At 33.4% G+C, this 20,177-nt stretch carries 16 protein-coding genes; 2 read left to right on the forward strand and 14 right to left on the reverse strand.

The window, feature by feature from the left end:
- Window positions 1-34 precede the first annotated feature (34 nt).
- The 13 genes from LLS04_RS02045 to LLS04_RS02105 all read right to left on the reverse strand — a co-directional run bounded on the left by LLS04_RS02045 (window position 35) and on the right by LLS04_RS02105 (window position 16,483).
- Complete coding sequence (locus LLS04_RS02045; RefSeq protein WP_323611655.1) at window positions 35-1,048, reverse strand: NAD-dependent epimerase/dehydratase family protein; 1,014 nt, start codon at window positions 1,046-1,048, stop codon at window positions 35-37.
- Window positions 1,035-2,243 carry a type III PLP-dependent enzyme domain-containing protein gene (locus LLS04_RS02050; RefSeq protein WP_323611657.1) on the reverse strand — a complete coding sequence of 403 codons (1,209 nt, stop codon included), beginning with the start codon at window positions 2,241-2,243 and terminating at the stop codon, window positions 1,035-1,037. Before LLS04_RS02050 ends, LLS04_RS02045 begins: the two co-directional genes overlap by 14 nt.
- Entirely contained in the window at window positions 2,243-2,866 is a 624-nt protein-coding gene (locus LLS04_RS02055) for a sugar transferase (RefSeq protein ID WP_323611658.1), read from the reverse strand. Before LLS04_RS02055 ends, LLS04_RS02050 begins: the two co-directional genes overlap by 1 nt.
- Before the next feature lie 53 nt (window positions 2,867-2,919).
- Window positions 2,920-4,044 (reverse strand): DegT/DnrJ/EryC1/StrS family aminotransferase, encoded by a 1,125-nt coding sequence (locus tag LLS04_RS02060; RefSeq protein ID WP_323611659.1) that lies wholly within the window; start codon window positions 4,042-4,044, stop codon window positions 2,920-2,922.
- Between the two features lie 11 nt (window positions 4,045-4,055).
- The gene (locus LLS04_RS02065) at window positions 4,056-5,903 is read right to left on the reverse strand and encodes a polysaccharide biosynthesis protein (protein ID WP_323611660.1); all 1,848 of its coding nucleotides are present in this window, start codon (window positions 5,901-5,903) and stop codon (window positions 4,056-4,058) included.
- A gap of 228 nt (window positions 5,904-6,131) precedes the next feature.
- Window positions 6,132-7,136, reverse strand: a complete 1,005-nt coding sequence (locus tag LLS04_RS02070) for a stealth family protein (protein ID WP_323611661.1) — start codon at window positions 7,134-7,136, stop codon at window positions 6,132-6,134.
- A gap of 41 nt (window positions 7,137-7,177) precedes the next feature.
- Entirely contained in the window at window positions 7,178-8,983 is a 1,806-nt protein-coding gene (locus LLS04_RS02075) for an EpsG family protein (RefSeq protein ID WP_323611663.1), read from the reverse strand.
- Between the two features lie 193 nt (window positions 8,984-9,176).
- A complete protein-coding gene (locus LLS04_RS02080) occupies window positions 9,177-9,998 on the reverse strand; it encodes a helix-turn-helix domain-containing protein (RefSeq protein ID WP_323611665.1) in 822 nt (273 codons plus the stop codon).
- A gap of 83 nt (window positions 9,999-10,081) precedes the next feature.
- Complete coding sequence (locus LLS04_RS02085; protein WP_123171041.1) at window positions 10,082-10,399, reverse strand: hypothetical protein; 318 nt, start codon at window positions 10,397-10,399, stop codon at window positions 10,082-10,084.
- Window positions 10,400-10,425: 26 nt separating this feature from the next.
- On the reverse strand, window positions 10,426-11,451 hold the full coding sequence (locus tag LLS04_RS02090) for an acyltransferase (protein WP_275142743.1): 1,026 nt from the start codon (window positions 11,449-11,451) through the stop codon (window positions 10,426-10,428).
- A 154-nt stretch (window positions 11,452-11,605) separates the two neighbouring features.
- Window positions 11,606-14,647, reverse strand: coding sequence for a peptidase (locus tag LLS04_RS02095; protein ID WP_323611666.1), 3,042 nt, complete (start codon window positions 14,645-14,647; stop codon window positions 11,606-11,608).
- 140 nt (window positions 14,648-14,787) lie between these two features.
- Window positions 14,788-15,450, reverse strand: a complete 663-nt coding sequence (locus LLS04_RS02100; RefSeq protein ID WP_323611668.1) for an ABC transporter ATP-binding protein — start codon at window positions 15,448-15,450, stop codon at window positions 14,788-14,790.
- A 10-nt stretch (window positions 15,451-15,460) separates the two neighbouring features.
- On the reverse strand, window positions 15,461-16,483 hold the full coding sequence (locus LLS04_RS02105; RefSeq protein ID WP_323611669.1) for an ABC transporter permease: 1,023 nt from the start codon (window positions 16,481-16,483) through the stop codon (window positions 15,461-15,463).
- Between the two features lie 118 nt (window positions 16,484-16,601).
- On the opposite strand from LLS04_RS02105, the gene LLS04_RS02110 reads away from it, so the two are divergent.
- Window positions 16,602-17,159, forward strand: coding sequence for a TetR/AcrR family transcriptional regulator (locus LLS04_RS02110; protein ID WP_323611671.1), 558 nt, complete (start codon window positions 16,602-16,604; stop codon window positions 17,157-17,159).
- Between the two features lie 22 nt (window positions 17,160-17,181).
- Here the strand turns inward: LLS04_RS02110 and LLS04_RS02115 are convergent, their stop codons facing one another.
- Window positions 17,182-18,654 carry a helix-turn-helix domain-containing protein gene (locus tag LLS04_RS02115; protein WP_323611672.1) on the reverse strand — a complete coding sequence of 491 codons (1,473 nt, stop codon included), beginning with the start codon at window positions 18,652-18,654 and terminating at the stop codon, window positions 17,182-17,184.
- Window positions 18,655-18,820: 166 nt separating this feature from the next.
- Here LLS04_RS02115 and LLS04_RS02120 point away from each other — a divergent pair, with 166 nt between their 5' ends.
- Entirely contained in the window at window positions 18,821-20,134 is a 1,314-nt protein-coding gene (locus LLS04_RS02120) for a hypothetical protein (RefSeq protein WP_323611673.1), read from the forward strand.
- Window positions 20,135-20,177 lie beyond the last annotated feature (43 nt).

Here is a 20,177-nt window from a genome sequence, read left to right on the forward strand (position 1 = left end):
ACTACCTCTCTTCATATTTATTTATGCGTAATCGTTAATTATTTTCGTAATCTTCTGGTTTACCCCATAATTTTTCAAAAGGATTGTTGGTCATTTCAGATTTAAAATCTTCAAGCATAGAAATATAATCATATTTAGGTTCATATCCTAGATCATTTATTGTTTTACTATAATCAAGCATCGATTGTAAAGTATCCGGTTTATCAAAGTCATTTGAGATTTTCGACTTATTATCTGCTGGAGAAAATACTTCTACGATTCCGCTAATCATTTCTTCAAGTGAAACACGATTCGGACTACCAATATTATAAATACCACCTTCAAGAGAGGATTCTGATGCTTTCACAATAACCTGCGTAAAGTCTTTAATATAAACCATTTCTTTGACGCGTGTTGGATCACCATAAATTGTGATTTCTTCTCCATTTTGAGCTCTTTTAATTAACGATCCATAGGGCATCATTTGTTTCTTCATATCCACATAATGATATGCATTAGGATGATACTGATAGATTGTAAAAAATCTAAGAACAAATCGTTGAATACCTATTTCATGATGATAATGTTCAATCAAATCAACTGCCGCATTTTTAGCGATCGCATAAATACTATGATCTCCTGTTAGCGGAAATGATCTTGGAAGGTCTGCATCCATCGGCTCGCCATTTTCATGATATGCAAAAACATCATAAGGTGTAGTTGGAAATATTATTTTTTTAGCCCCTACGTTTTTCATGAATTCTAAAACATTTAAAGTTCCTTCAGTAATCGTTTCTATAAGTAATGCAGGATTAAAAGCACATCGAGAAGGGAGTTCTCCTGCAAGATGTACAACAGTATCAATTCCTAAATCATTCAATTGTTCAAAATCTTCCTTACGTGTTATATCGATTGAGTAATAAGGAATACCATGATCTTCATAAAATCCATTATCGCTCTTTCTTCTTCCTGCCGCAATAACATTAAAACCATTATTCTTTAACGAGATTGCACTGTATGCACCTAAATTACCCGTTGCTCCTAAAACTAAAATATTATTTTTGGTCATTTTTGATCCCCCTATATGTTTTTGATCTGTGTAAAGAGTAGTAATCACCGACGTTCATCTCATCACGCACGATTAAATAATCATTTTCTTCTTTTACTAGAACTTTAGGATAATATCTGATAAACGGTCCGCCTAATGTAATTGAGTAAGCCCCAACTTTTTCAAATACAATTTGATCACCAGCGGCAATAGAAACTTTCTTATCAAGTTTCATTATTCGATCGTGATCCATGCACGTATAACCACATATTAGTTTATCCTTTCCAGAATTTAACGACTCATTTCCCATTTTTTTAATTCTGTAAAAATAGTTTTGCTTCTTCCATAATGGATCAATATGTAATCGACTCGCATCTGTAGTGACAATTTCAACGTTTTGTGTTTCTTTCGGATCTAATACTGATGAATACAATTCAACACATGACCCAATAATCGCTGATCCTGGCTCGATTATTAATTTCGTAGTGTTAATATCAACTATATCTTCAAGTTCTTCACGAATCGTTGCTATATAACTCTCTGCGCTTGGCTTAGTTGGTAATCCTCCAAAAAAACCACCACCTATATCAATATAGGAAGGGTCAAGTTGATATTTATTGATTATATTCTTAGCATATTTTGAAATTGACGCATATACATCATTACTTCTTGATACACTATTTACATGGAAATGTAATCCGAATTTAGAAATACCAGCCTTTTTTAAATCAGTAATGACTTTTTCAAGTCTACCAGTTTCATCTGAAAATCCAAATCTAAAACCATCTTCCTCATAACCAATATCTTCTTTTTTAAAAATATGAGTAGGAACATTAACTCTTACTCCAATATTGTCTGATACCAAATGAGAATTATCAAGAATGTACATTAGTTCCTGTTCTGAATCAATATTAATAATTGCTTTTCCTTTTAGAGCTGATTCTAATTGGTCGTTCCCTTTTATTGGACCATTATATACAATTTGATCATCTGAAAAACCACAAAGTTTGGACAATTGATATTCTTCGTCTGATACAACCTCTGCTCTTATTTTTTTGCTATGCATAAATTCCAAAACCCATGGTAACGAATTCGTTTTTACAGAATAGCTAAATATTGAATTCGGCCAATATTTCTGAAGTGCATTAGAAAAAGTATTTACATTTTTTTCTAATTCTTCTTTATCGATCAAAAAATATGGTGTCTGAATATTCACTAATTTTCGTCTCCTTTAAACTCCGTCATAAATGTTTGTCCTGCGTTTGTTGATGTAATTCCATCGCGTTTAAAAATTACAAGTACCGTTTTAATAAAAATTTTACAATCTAGTACAAAAGAACAATTATCAACGTACCAAACATCCAATGCTAATCGTTTACTCCAATCAATATCATTTCGTCCATGAACTTGAGCATATCCTGTCAATCCAGGTAAAATATCATGTCTTCTTTTTTGTTCACTATTGTATAACGGAAGATACTTTGGTAGTAATGGACGTGGACCAACAATTGCCATATCTCCTTTTAGTATGTTAAAAAGTTCGGGTAATTCATCGATAGATGTTGATCTTAAAAACTTTCCATAAGGAATCAGTCTTTCATCCGCAGGTAGTAAATTACCGTTATCATCTTTTTCATTGCTCATCGTTCTAAATTTTATTAATTTGAATATTTTTCCGTTCTTACCAGGTCTTTCTTGTAGAAAAAATGGATTACCTTTTAGAAATATTCCCCCAACTACACTAACAATTACTAAAACTGGTGATAGTAATATAATCCCAACTAAAGAAAGAACAAAATCTAATAACCTCTTTAGAAATTTCCTATATAATTTATTCACAATTATTCCGCTCCTTTTATACGTATTCAATAAGTTAATATAGACCCCTATACTTATTGAAATACGTTATGTATTATATTAATTACACGCTCAAGTTCTTCATCTGTCATTTTTGTGTCACTTGGTAAGCAGACACCATGTTCAAATAAATCTTTAGAAACATCATGATTATCAACACTGATAAAATCATACTCTGAGAAAACAGGTTGTAAATGCATTGGTTTCCAAACAGGTCTTGATTCAATGTTTTCATTCTCTAATGCGACAATAACATCTAAAGCTGTGATGTGTGAATTCTTAACAATCATTGAACTCAACCAATAATTATTCTCTGACCATTCATTTTCTGGCATAAATGTGATTCCATCTAAATGTCCTAGACTTTCTTTATACTTTTTGAAAATTTCTTTTTTTCGAGCAACACGCTTATCTAAAACACACATTTGTCCTCTGCCAATTCCTGCTAATACATTACTTAAACGGTAATTATAACCTACTTCATTATGTTCATAATGTCTTGCTTGTTCACGTGCCTGAGTCGCCCAAAAACGAGCTTTATCGAGCATTTTTTGGTTTGATGAAACGAGCATTCCTCCACCTGAAGTTGTTATGATTTTATTTCCGTTAAATGAATATATTCCAAAATCTCCGATTGTACCTGAAGCTTTATTTTTGTATGTACTTCCAAGAGATTCAGCAGCATCTTCGATAAGGATTGCATTGTTGTCATCACAAATCTGACGTATCTCATCCATGCGAGCATTAATACCATATAGATGTACCACGATAACTACCTTAGTATCGGGATGCTTTTCAAAAGCAAGTCTCAAAGCATCCGGACTCATATTCCATGTTAAATATTCACTATCGATAAATATTGGATTTGCTTTTTCGTACATAATTGGATTTGCGGTAGCCGCAAAGGTTAGTGACTGGCAAAAAACATTATCCCCTGGTTTAATATTTGATAATTTCAGTGCTAGATGGATTGCCGCAGTTCCACTGCTCAGCGCCAATGCTCCGGGTGCTTTTGTATAATCTTTAATATCTTGTTCAAATCCATCAACATTAGTTCCTAACGGTGCAATCCAATTAGACTCAAATGCTTCATTAATATATTCTTGTTCAAAACCTTCTTCACTCATGTGAGGAGAAGCTAGTAAGATTCTTTTTGTCATATTTACCCCTTTTAGTTCTCTTTATTATTACTATAGGTTGGAACTGTCTCTTTAATTGCATCATAAACATCCATCTCGCCATCTACAGCTTGTTTTAGCGTCAACAGTGATTTTTTTATAGCTTCAATTTCATAATTTATTGGATTTGCAATGTGTATTAAATCATTTGGTGTCTTTTGCAGTCCCTCTTCCGCCATCAGTAACTCTTCATAAAGTTTTTCACCTGGTCTAAGTCCCGTAAACTTAATCTCAATATCTTTATATGGTACATAACCACTCAACTCAATAACTTTTTCTGCTAAGCTTAAAATTTTAACAGGTTCGCCCATATCTAAAACGAAGATTTCTCCGCCGTCAGCATATGTGGCTGCTTGTAAGACCAAACTCACAGCTTCGGGTATTGTCATAAAGTAACGAATTATATCAGGATGTGTTACAGTTACCGGTCCACCTTGTTCGATTTGTTTTCTAAATAGAGGAACAACCGACCCATTTGATCCCAACACATTTCCAAATCTTACCGCTACAAATTTAGTATTGGAACATTTATCGAATGCCTGTAACATCATTTCATTAAATCGCTTCGTTGCACCCATAATATTGGTAGGGTTTACCGCTTTATCCGTAGAAATATTTATAACTTTTTCAACTTTGTATTTTATAGAAGTTTGAATAACGTTAAATGTTCCGAAAATATTGTTTTTGATTGCTTCTTCGGGAGCATCTTCCATTAGAGGAACATGCTTATGTGCAGCTGCATGAAAAACTATTGTAGGGTTTGTATTCTTGAATACTTTTTCAAGTGAAGTTTGATCACGTACTGAAGTAATAATTGCTGAAACATTAATTTTGGGAATAATTCCTTCACGCTCCATGATTCTTAATTCTTGCTGAATATCGTATAATCCATTTTCGTTTATATCTACTAAAGTTAGAGATTTTGGAGAATATTTTACCACTTGTCTCACTAACTCAGAACCAATAGATCCACCCGCTCCTGTTATAAGAACACGTTGGCCATCTAAATTTTTAAAAATTTCTACATCATCAATTATAATTTCAGGTCTATTAAGTAAATCACTAATTTCAATTTTGCGAAGACTATTCTTTAAATTTTTATTTTGAATTAACTTTTGAGCAGATTCTACCGTCTTCACGTCAACTCCAATCTTCACAAGCTTATTAATAATTTCTTTTTGAATATTTAAGGGTTGAGACGGCATCGCTACGAAAACACATTCTACTTCATGTTTTTTCACAACTTTTTCGATATCATCATTACAGCCAAGAACTGGAACGGAATAAATTATGCTATTTTTTAAATTTGGATTATCATCGATAAAACCAATCACTTTATACCCATATTCATTGTTGCGACTTATTTCATTCAGTATCATTTGACCCGCACTACCAGCACCATAAATCAGAATTGACTGAAGTTTTTTTCCTTTTATTGCGACTCGTTCTTTTTTGTCGTAATAGTAACGAACAACAAAACGTACTGCAAGTTGTAATAAGACATTTAACCCTGTAATAATAATCATAGCACGTACTCCAATGAGTTCGTCATTACGAATAATTATTATTACCATGCAAGTTAAAAACGCCATGATATTTGCCATACCAATACGAATTGTTTCGTGAATAGATATCTTTCTCCATACCATCTTATCCAGTGAAAACACTTTATAAAACACAAGATACACTAAAGCAATTAATCCAACCTCAAAGAGTCCCACTCGCTGATACAATAATTCCATTGCATAATGTGAATTATCCAGTATTGCTAAGCCACCAATAATCGAAAGAATTAAAACCAGAACATCAAAAAACACTATGACAACTTTATTCTTTTTCATGAATTTCCCCAAACCTTCCCCTATTACTTTTTATATGTATATACAACGAAAATATTATATCACATAATATCAATAAATATCGTTTTATCAATGTGACATTACTTTTCTTAATTATCACCAATATAACACAATAGGCCTTTATAGAGTTAATAATTCTATGAATTAGTCAAAGAAAAAGATGAGTTCTGGAATCAACTACAAACTCATCTCTGTTTAGATTATTATCTATTAATTTTTCTCATAATCACTTATGTCGGATAGTTTCATTTCAAAAGCATTTGTTAGTTTATTAATGATTTCGTCAAGATTTTCTCCATCATAATGATCATTAAGACACACCATCTTATATTTCTTTGACTTTAAGGCCTGTGCACCTTTTTCAGCCTCTTCAATGCTATCAATAAGGAAACGATCGCCAATTTTATGGCTTCTTGGCATGAAATTACCCTCACACATTTGCCATTCTTTGATGACCCATTGATTGACATCATATTTGTAGTCACGTATTTGATGTAAACATGTTTGATGTAATACATCGTATTCTTTTTCCCAAATTGTCTCAAATGTAGACTTTAAAAATGAAGTAGGCAAATGCTGCTGATACAGTCCTGGAAACCGTGACCATGGTGTAAATATGAGGTTTAACGCGTTAAGCACACCATAACGATAGTTATACCATTTCAATGGATTTTTTTTAATCACTTGTCGTTTATTGAAATTTTGATTGATTATACCGATATCATTAATCATGATATTCGAGATCGTATCATAACGCGCAGGGACTATTGGATTGATGACTGCCGTATCACAAGGAAGACCATTAATAAAAAAATCTTTTGGACTCATAGGCCTATTAATAAATGTATCATCATTGAAATAGACAAAATGCTCACTTAGACCTTCAATGCGATGTAAGTTTAATTCAATAACATGCGATGAAAATGTTGGTAGATACTCTTTAGGGATGTAATCCTCATGACGTATTATTTTCAATTTTGGATGATCCGTGTTTAAAAAATCAGGGAGATGGCCATAAGTAATAAAATAGATGTTGTTAACCCAAGGGGTGTAAGTTTCAACAGCTCTGAACCAGTACTTAAAAATATCCCAATCACGATAGTCATTTATTACAGGTTGTTCATCTTTTCCTTCTAACTTCATACGATCCCTGAGCCATTCACTGTCATTCCCATCAACCCATGGTACTACAAAGTCAATTTTAGTATTAGTCATGTGGATATACCTCCTTATGATCAAGTATCATCACCAAATATCTACTCATATAACTCCATCCAAATTACATTCCCATCGTAATCTAAGAACTCCCGAGAGTACTTAGTCGTGGCAACCGCTATACCATCAGCGTCAAACGGACTGATGGAAGAGTAGAATTTGTCTGTAAGAATTGATCCATTTTCATCTACAATTGAAAAATAATTTGAAAATTGAGTTTGAATCATAAAATATGATCGATCATTAAAGAGTAAATCTTTGTAAGTAGCACCTCTCCAAATCGTATTTTTATTGTATGCCTCAAGTTGTTTGTAATCTGTAAATTTATGTTTATGCACAATTGTCATTGGGAAATGCTTAGATTCCCTTTTCAAATTATCTGAAAATCTACTTTCAATTTCAGGTTTGACCAAATCAAAATCAACTACTAGTGGATTGCCTATCTTACGATACAATTTACTTGTAAAGGTCCTTTCACCAATCGTTTCTTCAACAAACGGTCCATATATCTTGAATCGGCTCTTGGCAGTCGGTAATTCAACAATTTGTCCTTTTTCATTCACGATACCATAAGTTAAGAAGTCTTCACCTTTTTTAACTTTTTCGCTATCTGGGAACTTCACAGATAAATGAACTAGATTTGGATCATATAGCGCTTCTTGGGCGTAAACAGTGCGCATCTTATTTTGTTGATAATCTTTAACTTGGGCTTTAACTAATTCACTATTTTGAACTTCAAATGCGTACATGTTATTAAAACTAGCATAATTTTTTTGGAAAATAGTCTCGAAATTTAATCGAGTTGCTGTAAACTCATATCCAGTGCGCTTTACCTGTTTTGTTAACTCATTATAAAACTGAGTACCGTTAAAACATAATAAAATGATAAATGCTAATTTATATAGTTTTTTATCTTCATACAAACTTAGAATCATCGGTAAAATAATTATTGATGCATAATAACCAAAAACGGTAACTCGAGTCCCTAAAACTTTTGAGAATGGAAGATAGAAGTAAAGCAACATATTCAACAACACAAAATCGATAAGATTTTTTTGTTTTGAGTATTTATTAGTTAATTTATTGTAATGCAAAAGTGTAACCGAAAAAATTGCGAATCTCAATAAAAAAGGTACACTTAGAACTTTTATATTTTCTGCATCGGAGTATAGGAGAAATTTTGACAAGACTGGTACATTTTCAAAAACTGAAAAAAATGCCGGTGTGTATATAAGTCGTGTCAAAGGAAATAATACGAATATTATAGCAAAAATTTTGAAATTCCATTTGAATTTAGTGGCAATGAATATTATTGGAACTATTAGTGCAGTTCCATGAATTAAGAACAAGATAAACGTGGTCAAACCTTTGATTTTCCAATCGAAATCTCGATCACGGTTAAAGTAAACATACATTGATCCAACAATAACAATAACTTGTCTTAACGCACCCAAATTCCAGTATAAGAAAAATGTTGAGAAGTAGAGTAACGTTGCCATCTCAAAATTATCAGAACTGTCCTTAATCCAAAATAATGCTACAAGTAGAATTGCCGTACATAGTAATCCTGAAAAAATATGATAATTCATACCCACTGCACGACCACCAAGCATTAGTACCTTAAACAAAGTTTCAATTTTAGGTAGGCTTGCGAAAGACTCATTAATCCGGTGAGGATCAATAGACTCGTAAATCGTTTGATATGAAAAATAATCTGCCCCTACACCAAACCTTAAAAAGATAATTAAGATAAACGGTAGTGCAGCTACGATGAATTTTTTCTTTGAGTCTAAATGTTTCCCAAAGTATAAAAATGCACATAAGTAAATAAAACTAAAATAATACACAATAAGCTCCTCACATTCATTAAACTACTACATTAATATTTGGTAATGATTTAAATCATTATTAAAAATACATATTTGTATTCTCGTTAAATACCAATATTATAATACCATATTATTAAAGGCAATACTTTTATAGTATCTACGATTTGAATTTTACGTTTCTGGCAAATACTTGGCGTGAGGCTAAAACCTATTATCGTTTTCGATACGCAGCTTCAATTAGGTCATATTCATCAGAGATTGCCGTCAGAATTCCATAAGCATCCTCAATCTTTATTTCATGTTTTTCAAAAAAACTCATGATTGCGGAAAAGTATTTATATTCATCACTTTGTGGATAAAATAGACGGTCAAGATTTAAGGTATAGTTTTCTTGATCTTTGGTTGTAAGAATTAGATTAAACACTTCTCTACCGACAACGGTCTGTCTTCTTCGATAATTTAAACCTTCATGCGTGCCAGGATCATATCCTTCATTATTAAAATAGATTTCGAGTGACTCAATTGAATCATAAGGGATTTGTTTGGTTTTACGTTTACCCATGAAACTTAACAATGTAGCTGTTAGTTTGAACTTCGTTCCCGTGTACACCTCGATGCCTTGGTGCCAAACTACAAAGTAATCATAGTAATCTTTGAAATTACGAAATCCTATTAAACTTACCATCCCATAACAATACCCAAAAGCAAGAAACAGGACTATGAGATTCGGTTTGATGGCGTAAGTCACAAAACATATAAGTGCTGTCAAGAGGACAAACACTGTGAAAAAGATTTTCGATGTGTTTTGACCGAAGCTAAAGGGTATTGGAAAGCTATCTTTTCCTTTCACCAAATCGTCTAAGGGAATACCTAGTATTTCACTCAAGCGAATGAGGTTATCGATGGAAGGTAGACTTTCACCACGTTCCCATTTAGAAATTGATTGACGTGAAATGTTCAGCTTCTCCGCCAACATATCCTGACTCATTTTTTGTTCTGTGCGATAAAATTTAATTTGTTGGTTTATTATCATGATCACCACTCCTTCTATCCAAATCCTAGCATAACCTCATTTTTTAGCCTAGAACCGTTTGGTTGCGGCAAAGAAAAAACTACTTATGAGTAGCTTTCTCTTAAATTATAGTGTTTGACATAAAAATATAACGAAATGCCGTTAAGGATAAATGCCACCAGACAACAACCCATAATAATCGTGAACATTGTTGGTGCTATATCTCCAATTGTACCAAAATCATTGTGATTGACCAAGCGTACGATAAGATAATATTCGCTCAATAAAAACATGATTGGAACTATAAACGATAAAGAATAATAAAGATACCAATGTTTCATGCGTCCCGTTAAACTTCTAAAGAGGTTCAAGAGCACGATCACAACAGAACAAATACCTGTAATTGGCCAAAGATATTCCATTAAACATTCCTCTTCTTTCTATTATATCAGTTAATACTTTTTTGTTTAAATAGATTCGAAAAACTTCTCATAGCGAAATAAACAATTAAACCAATCGGAAGCGAAAAAATAATACTTAAGAATATTTTGGGGATTATTGTCCACATATCGAACAATAAGGTTCCTCTCAAATTAATGAACGTCATTGCTATTCTATCACTATACAATCCACTAAGTATGTAAAATGACAGCGTTAATGATGAAAGGAGTGATATGCCTTTTTTAAGAATAGTATTTTTAATCTGTACATTATACAAACCAACAGTAATGAGATAAGCATTAACAAGTACAAATGGATTTTGATAATATCCCATAACATGTTCATATGTATTTCCAACACGATAGTGGCTGATTATCAATCCATAGATAATTGAATTTAGAATTAATATTAAAAAAAGTTTTTTATACTTAATATGAGGTTGAAAATGATATATATACAAGCCCACAAAATAATACATGACTGACCAGATTGCGGAAGGTCTTGTATCGAAAAAACTAATATGGAATACTTTATTCAAAGCAATTGGCAAAGATATACAAACAATTAACACAATCATAAATAAATTCTTCTCTTTATCTGAAAGCGAGATAAAGAATCTGTTCAAAAATGGAGAGACTAAGTAGATTGAAAAATATAGACCAATATAGTATGCAGGATTCAGTAAACTTTTTATCCAAGTTTTTGCCCAATTTAAGAGGGTGAAATTATCATTCATTAATAAAGAAACTAAAATTCCTAAAAGATAAATTAGTGCAACTTCAATTAAAAAATATAAAATCTTCGTGAAGTGCTTTTTTTCTATTTTTCTACCTTGAAGTAAATAGCCCGTCGATATAAGAAATAATGGTACACACGTTAGAGTAATAATGTAGATTGACGTGGCAAGATACATAGTTTTTCCACCAGTGTATTTTATATTATAAAATCCAATTGTATTAAAATGATGAACTGCAATTACCATTGCAGCTGCAAAAACTTTTAGTAAATCCAATCCATACGATCTCTTCTTCATTCTTATCCCCTTTTATTAGAGATATAGTTAAATAATCTAAAACTATTTAGCCATACTTCTACTTTGATATAAACTTAAACTATATTTCTATTCTATCATGTAACTAAAAATAAAAACAAACAGTTTAAAACTGTTTGTTTTTATTTCTGTTTATTTATTTTCGTCGCTTCTTATATCCTTTAAATACAAAGAGACTTCCTAACCCAATTGCTAGGTAGGGCATTTTTGACGATGCAATTCCTGTGTTTGGTAGTGTTGGAGTTGGTTTATCTGACTCTTTAGGCGTTTCTTTAGGTGTTTCCTTTGGATCTTCTTCATAGGGTTCATTTGGCTTGTCTTCGGGTATTGTGGTGCCAGTTCGAACCGCAACCTTTAACGGTTCAATGGCAGGGTTACCATTGATTGCGACTGCAAATGAATTCCATGCAGTAAGATTTGGTGTACTTTCTAATTTACGAGCAACCACATCGGGATTGGTAATTTTAGATTGGAAAACAAATTCAAAATCCTGAAGTTCTGAAAGTTGTTGTTGATCCTTTAATTCAATCTTAAAACTTTGAATTGTACTCCAATCCGTTACATTTTCTGCCAGCACCCAATTTGGATTCGATGTATCATGGTCCTCAATAACATCAAATCCTTCAGTTGTAAGGACATCATTTAAATCCTGACGACTTGGACTGGAAGTCGTACTATAAAACACATTAAATAGCGTTTCATCAACACCTATCGGACCATTTAAACTTACATCAAATTCACTATTACGCTGTGTAAAGTCTGTAATTCCACGATCACCAATACTTGGAAGAATGTCCATTAACACAAATTGATTAATCACTTTCCCCGTACGATTTGTAAGGTGAAGTTTATAATCAATTTTATCATCCAATTCAATATGAGCTTGAGTATCGTAGAATGTGTCCTGTGCATTTTTGACCCATTTTTTGATTTCGAGTTGATAATCCGAAATCATCTGATAATGATTTTGACTTTGAAGCATCTTTTTAGATTCAAAGAGACTTTGTGTTGTGTGGCGATCATAGTCAATGATAAGCGTGTCTTGGATTGTAGGATTGGTGACCGCAAGGGTTTCAAATGTATCATTTGCTTCAAGTAATGTAAATATTTTCAGATTAAGATCTTGCAACTCACCTGTGATATCCACATCAAAGATTTGGTTTGTCGATTCATAGGGTGCAAGGTATTCAAGATTCCATGTAACATGATAAACATCGTGATTTCCTGCACTTTGGTTGAGACGTTCAATTGATTTAATATTTCCATGTGGACTAAGATCTTTAAAGTGCACACTCTTTGGTACATAAATAATTGAATGAACATTATCCTTCACCGCACCTACGGATGATGGTTCATTCACTATTTGAACCTTGAGTTTATTTGATCCTTTATAGATTTGACCTTTATATTGATCGAGTAACTCAATACTGTTGGTTACCGTTGGGTGATATGCTTCCTGATTCTCAGTTACATTAGCCCAGCGCGGTGCAGCGAGGAAATGAAATCCTTCAAACCATGCATTCACACGTCCATCTGGGAATGTGATTGTGTAATCATTTTCTGCATTGTTTTTAAAATCATAAAGTTCACGTACGAAGGCAGTGCTGCTTCCATAGGTAAATGCAGTTTCAATATCCATTTCATTTTTTAAAGCTGTGATGTTCTCTTTCGCATCTTCACGCCATGTGTCTTTGATTGTAAATGTGTAGGTAGGCATGCGGGATAGACCATTATTTTCTTGAGGAAGTGGTTCATCAATCATCATTCCGGGAACTGTTGTCTCAAAATCATATTGGATGTGCGCAATTTGCGTTGTCTCCGGTAAATTATTTTTCTCTAAAATTTCTTTACGAGTTATAATCTGATCATGTTTTAAATCTTTAAATGTTGCGATGCGTTGTTTTTGTTCATCATATACATGAGCATGAAGTATGGGTTGTTCGTGCAACGGTGTTGCATCTCCATAATCTGTTGTTGGTCGATAATCGAAGCGTCCTGGCGCTTTAAATGACTCCAAACGCAAATGTTTATTAATATAGTAGTTCCATTTATATTCAGCATAACGCCCATCTGCACCGTGTTCTAGAGCTGTCATTTGATGCGCGTACGTTAACGTTGCCCAAGGGTATACCGTTGGACGCTTATTCAAGGCATCAAAATCAGTTGAATGTTTTCCAAATGGATCAATAGGACTAAAGTGTCCAGGAACATACCAGTTCCCATCAACTTCTGGAGTTTCGCTTTCCGATGGATATAGCGTCGTTTCCGCATACCCTTTATCTTCAAGAACCACATCATCCACATTCACAAACTCAAGTTGCGAGGTAACCCCTACACCTTTTACTGGTGCATCCAAAGTTCCAGGTTTGGCTTGATAATTTACTTTAAGATTTTTCTGGAATAGGCTTGTATCGAATTGTTCTTGTTCATTGTACGTTGGAGCATCAAAATACCATACTAAAGTACGCGTCTCCAAATCGACTGAATCAGGACTTGGACCTTCAATCATTCCTTTGTACTCTAAAGATTCATGGTAAATTTCTTGGATTTTTATTTGGGTTCCTTCTTTAATAAAAAGTTGTCCTTGAGGTTGACGATCAATTTGTGCTTTAGTAACCCAAACACTCTCCATACCAGGACTTAATCCTAAAGAACCTTGATACTTTTGATTCTTTAACCCGTCGTATCCTTTCGTAATCTTTAAGGGACTGCTCGCTTGAACTTTTGTATTTAAGTTAAGCGTTGGGTTGGATCGTTGATCGGTTGATACCTTGATATCAAACGATACATTTTCAGTTGTTTTCGTAATACCATTTGGTACCGTAAAAATCAAAGGAACTTCAAGGTATGTTCCCGATTCAAAGACGTTTCGTGAGATTACAAGGCTTTGCTTAGTTACATTTATCTGATATCCATCACCTAAAGCATTTTTAATAGAGTTTATGTCCATTTCCACAAAATCCGGCTTGGATACCTCTATGCTTAGATTTGTAAATGTTGTATGAGAACCCGTTGCCTTCAACTTGAACTCAATACTGTTTTTTTCACCACTGTTAAAGGTGTCGTAGGTCATAGCAGCATGACTTTCGAGATTAAACGCTTCAAAATTAGCGCTTAAGGGAACTATAGATAGAAGTAATAAAAAACTGGATAATGCAATCATCAATTTCTTTTTCATCATAACACTCCTTTGTTTCATCATTATAATTGGAGCATCGATTTAATGGCGTTCATAATTTACAATTGCATTGTATAAATTGGACTTATGAAAAAAAGTCTACATATTTGTAGACTAAGAAATGAATCATTTTGGACTGATTAAAGATGTGTTAGAGTTCCATCAATCATCTGATATGTCTCATCACAATCTTCAATCATCCGTAGGTCATGAGTAACCATAATAACGGATGTATCATATTCTTTAGCAACTTTTTTTAACAGATTAATCACATCAAAAGCACGTTCTGTGTCCAAACTTGCAGTCGGTTCATCCGCAAGAATAATTGTAGGGTTTAAAATAAGTGCAAGACCGATCGCAACACGTTGACGCTCACCTCCAGACAAACTTTCAGGATATTGATTTTTAATGTCGTAAATATCTAAAGACTTTAGTAGATCATCAATAGCGGTTGAAGCGATATGATTTTTTGATTGCTTTATTTTAAATTCAAAATGCTCGTAGACTGTGAAAAATGGGATTAAATTGGATGTTTGAAGAATAAAACCCAATGTGTTGAAACGGAGTGTGGATTGTTGTTTCTCATTAAGATTTGAGAGTTGTTGATTTTCAATTGTAATATTTCCAGAGCTTGGCTTTTGTAAAGCTCCCATAATGGTAAGAAGTGTTGATTTCCCCGAACCACTTGGACCTACAATCGCAACAAACGATCCACGTTCAATGTGTAATGAAACAGGATGTAATACCTCAACCGTTTGCTTACCATCCGTAAAAGACTTCGTAACTGCATCTAAATAAATCATATTTTACCTCCTACAATGATTTAAGGGGATCGATTTTCAAAATAATGCGTGATGAAAATAATGACCCAAAAAGTGAAAAAGCAACCATTGCTAACGTAACGCCAAGTGACAGTGGTAAGTACGTTGCAACAGGAACCAATCCTTTTAGAAAAATACATGTAACTTCAGATAAAACAAATCCCAATGCCAATCCAACAATTGTTAGTAAAAACGTCTGAATAATGATGGATTGAATGATCGTTTTATTCTTAAATCCTTGAACCTTCAAGATTCCAAAGATTGGTTTTTTCTGCATCGTAAGAATGTACATAAACACTCCAATAATCAGAGCAGAGATAATGGACAGCGATCCAATCATTAATCCAAAAGTTAGGATTTGTGCCTGATAACCAGGTAAATTATCAATTACTTGAGATTTTGTAAGACTGACAAATTCATCCGAAACCACTTTAGAACCTATAACGAGACTAACGGGATCATCCTTACCAAGTTGGGAACCCTCCAAATTTGTATATAGAACCGGTCGGGTATTGTAGTTTGAAGATTCCGTAACGCCTACAATCTCATAAGTTCCATACTTTGTAAGTGCAAGCGTATCCCCAAGCTGATAATCATTTGATTTAAATACGTCATAACTCAGTAGAACTTCGTTCTTTGATTCAGGGTAATGTCCTGATTTTAGACGAACAATTTCTGGATAACGTTCTTTGGATGCACCCACTAATATTGCATCAATGGGTTCATCGACTAATTTAAATGATACGCCTCGAATACGCATTGTATCCGTTTCGTTTGAATTTGAAGCCTCCAGATCTTGTTGTGTTATAAAAGATGCAAGGATGTTTTCGTTGGCATCACTGCGTAGGGTTATTTCGTCAAAATCCCAGTGGTCAATCGCGGTTCGATTAATCGAGGCTAAACCGTATGCAAGACTTGACAGAAAAAATACTAAATACGCAATAAAAGCCATAACTAAAACAATCATCGCGAAACGTCCTTTTTCTTTTTTAATTTCTTTAATCGCTAAATACATAATGTCTCCTTATCATGTGATAAGTACATTCTAACAAAATGCTTATCACATGATAAGTGTTTTGCTTTAACATTGAACTCTAAGTTTTTTTTTGGTTTAATGATATAAAGGTGATTATATGAAATCAATTCGAACACGTATTCTTGAGATTGCACATTGGCACTTCATGAATTATGGCTACGATAAAACATCTACGCGGGAAATTGCTCGTGAATTAAAGATTACTCAGCCAGCTGTTTATCATTATTTTAAAAATAAAGAAGCGCTCTACTATGAAGTGCTTCTCGCTTTTGCTACCGAAATCGGTCAAGATTTGGACACAATCGCAAAGCAACCTTCTCTAGATTTAAATCAACATCTCAAATTAATGAGTCAGTTCATACAAGAAAAACATCCGATGAATTTCAATATGTTAATGCAAGACATGGACACACTAAAGTCTCACGATTTAAAAACGGAACTTTACCATGTTTGGAAACAAAATTACTTTGATCCGTTCTATTATGTTTTCGAGATTCATTCGAATTCACTTCGAAAAGACTTAAGCCTCCAACAAACTTCCCTTCAATTTTTGAGAATTCTTTCTGTATATATCAAACCAAAGCTCGATAAAGATGACGCTCGCAACTTGAGTGAAATGATTGATATTTTCGTTAGAGGTGTCTCAGATCTATAAGCAAAAAGAAAACCACTTTGTTTCAAACAGAGTGGTTTTCTTGTGAATGAACGGGTTCTAAATTCTGATTCTCGTCCATATTGAAAGTTCGATGAAGATGATACAGTGCTTCAAGGATCTTTAAATATTGATTTTGAGTCGGATAATCATCGACAAGAATTACATTAGAGTATTGTGCAATATCCGTATTTCCGATGACTAAATCGTAGTGTTCTTGAGGAATCTCATTAATACCGCTGCATACAACCGTAAAATCTCTTTCGTTCAGTTGGAATCTACGTACGAGGTCAGTATAAATATAATGAGCGTGCTGAACACCTAAATCCGAATAACATAACACCGAAATCTGTTGGAATTTAGAGTCGAGAATTTCAGGACAGTTCATGATGGTCCAGTAAAGCGGATCATTTAAGTACAAATTGGGGTCAAGTTGGATAATCGGCTTTACCTTATCAAACGCACATAAGAATTGCTTCTGTAACCAAGGTCGTTCAGAATTCATTCCATCCATAAACCCTGCGACCCGATCGATAAATAGAGATGTCTTAAAGGGGTACAAGACATAATTGTTTAAAAGTGTTTGATGCGTTGTTTTTATAAAGGTTTGAGATTTTAGTGATAGTTTTTTATTCGTTGCTTCCATGACATAATCCAATATTTTTTTCGTATAAGCGTTAGTAATAATTGGCTCTAATACGGGTGTGTGGTAATACAATACTTCAGAAAGACTATGAATACATACTTGTGTATCAAAGGGACGATATCCCTCAAAAATCGAGTCAAAGCAAGCATTATTTACTGATGTTTTCTCCATGATACAAAGGTTACTGTGGAATCCTTGACGTTCCCTTAATTCCGACACTGCAAACAATGTCACACTAAACAGTAAGGTCAAACTATCGTAATAGCTTCCTCGTTCTTCAAAAACTTTTTGAATGAGATGCATACACGCCGCAGTATTCATTTTTAATATTGTATCCAAAGGCCCGGATCCATACAGTTCCAAAACCATACATGTTACAAACTTACGAATGTAATGTTCTTGGTCAGACACAATGCTTACTGGATCGGAACCATTTCGTTGAATCTGTATCGCGTTAGATTTAAATTCTTCGTTAATCGATCGTAATGCTCGAAAGTATGTTGATTCACTGATAAAAAATTGTTCCATTCTATGTTCATTTGAAGTATGAGGATGCAATATAATATCTATAAATAGAGCAATTGCTGTGGATCTTAATAAATAAGTCCGCAATATTTTATCGTTTAACTTTTGATTATAATGATCTACAAAGTATCTTCCATTAAGATTATGTATTTTAAGTTCTGAATGCCATTCTTGAGTAATCTGATCGATATAGTTATAGATTGCTTTTTCAGAACAACGACACTCCTTAGACAAGTCCGCAATCGAGACATGTGGTCTTGCATCACTGTTTAAATACATAATAACTCGATAATGATTACGATCTGTAGTATTTAGTAATTTAAGCATATTCCCCTCCACAAACATTTCGTTACAATTATACCTTCAAATTTCATTATTATTTTAATGATATGCACTCATATTTATTTACATATTCCACACAATCTTCATGTTCCTTATAAATCACATTCCCTTAAACTGTGCTATAATACGATTAATAATGGGAGGTATTCCTTTGAAACAACTCGTAAGTTATAAAACACAACGTTTGTTGCTAATTATGGAGGCTTTAACCTATTCGAAATCGATCTACATCTCTGAGATTCAAACGTTTAATCAATGCAGTCGTACAACTGTATACGATGATATTGATTTTTTAATTAAGGAATGGGGCTCTTACCTTGAACTCACGACTGATAAAACTCAAATTACCATGCGTAACTATGCGATGTGCGATTTAATTGATTTTAAGACAGACTTACTTCAATCTGAATTTTCGATGAACCTCCTCATTCATATATTTCTAAATCCTTATTGTACACTTTATGATTTGGTCGATTCGCTTCAATACAGCGAGTCCTACATCCGAAAACAAATTTCCGAAATTAATATGTACCTTACCGTTTATAACAGTCAAATCTTCTATGATCCGAAAACACGTAAGTATGCTCTTGTTACCTATAACTCGTTGACGTTTTGTTTCTTGATTGCGGAAATATTAATCATTATGAATATGCCGGATGTCATACCCAAAATTGAAAATTTTATCGATGCTAAGTTTTGGAATCAGTTTCATGAAGCAGATATTTTCCTATCAACACATTCGACAGAGATCCTTCAATGTGCATTGAATGTTTGTAATCTACGTATTAATCAAAAGTTCTATTCAATGGACCGTTTATCCCATGATTTTCAAACAGCACTAGAAGTGTTGATGATCTCAAATTTCTTAGAAGAAACACGGGAATATTTTGATGCTCACATTACAAAATTCCTTAAAAAGAATGGATTTATTCTAAGTAAAATCAAGCTAAAAGAATTGCTTGATTTATACACAATTATTGTTATCAAGGCTTATCTTTTCCCTGAAAAAATTGATCGCTTTTCAAACCGTTTTGATTTATTCTATTCCAAATTTAGAAAAAAAAATCCTTACTTCGCAGAAATCTATGAACAGTACTTACTCAATTTCAAAACTCGGTTTAAGATCGATGTAAGTGAGTATGCCGGTGAAATCATGTTTGAACTCTATTCTCATGTTCACGATTTACGGAAGTACCCAATTCTAAAAATTGGTGTATATAGTGATTTGGGGATTAACCATAACCGCTCCCTTGTCCTTGGCATTCGTAAACACTTTACAGTTCAAAACCTACAAATCTACAATCCTTATGACCATTACGATATCGTTATTACTACTTCTACGGCTTATGTCAGTCAGTTTCATAATTTTGATGAGTTAATCACTGTTTCGGACTTACTGGGTCAATATGACTTTACCGAGATCTATAATGCTATCTATCGTAAAATTGATATTGTGGCAGCATAAAAAAAAAAGAGACTGGGTACTGACCTATAGTTTTGGTACCAAA

The organism is Erysipelothrix enhydrae, assembly GCF_035066605.1.
Lineage (GTDB): Bacteria > Bacillota_I > Bacilli_A > Erysipelotrichales > Erysipelotrichaceae > Erysipelothrix > Erysipelothrix amsterdamensis.